The following is a 540-nucleotide window of genomic DNA, read 5'->3' as shown; positions in this document are numbered from 1 at the left end:
GATAGATACCGATAGCTGCCGCCACATATTTGTTTGAACACCAATATGTTGCGACAGCCTTTCGATACTTAGGAATAGTTCTCGAGGGACCTGATTTCACTCCCACTCAATCATCGCAGGCGGCTTGCTCGACACGTCATACACCACCCGATTAATCCCCCGCACCTCATTAATAATCCGCGAGGAAATCCGAGCCAGCAACGGATGCGGCAGCGGCGCCCAATCCGCCGTCATGAAGTCAATCGTCTGCACAGCCCGCAGCGCCACGACATATTCGTAGGTGCGACCATCCCCCATCACCCCCACCGACTTCACCGGCAGGAACACGGCGAACGCCTGCGAGGTCAGCTCGTACCAGGTCAGGCCGCTGGCCTCGTCCTTGGTGTTGCGCAGTTCTTCGATGAAGATCGCATCCGCGCGGCGCAGCAGCTCGGCGTATTCATGCTTGACTTCGCCCAGGATGCGCGCGCTCAGGCCCGGGCCCGGGACCGGATGGCGGTAGACCATCTGCGGCGGCAGGCCCAGGGCCACGCCCAGTTC

General features: G+C 60.4%; 1 pseudogene. It reads right to left on the bottom strand.

Annotated elements, in window-relative coordinates:
* Window positions 1-96: 96 nt before the first annotated feature.
* Window positions 97-540 (bottom strand): annotated as a pseudogene (locus DNK89_RS23890) (GMP synthase (glutamine-hydrolyzing)); the annotation flags it as partial.

Origin of the sequence: Acidovorax sp. ST3 (assembly GCF_003231145.1) — a bacterium.
Taxonomy (GTDB): domain Bacteria; phylum Pseudomonadota; class Gammaproteobacteria; order Burkholderiales; family Burkholderiaceae_C; genus Acidovorax.
This window is presented reverse-complemented; position numbering and strand designations above follow the sequence as displayed.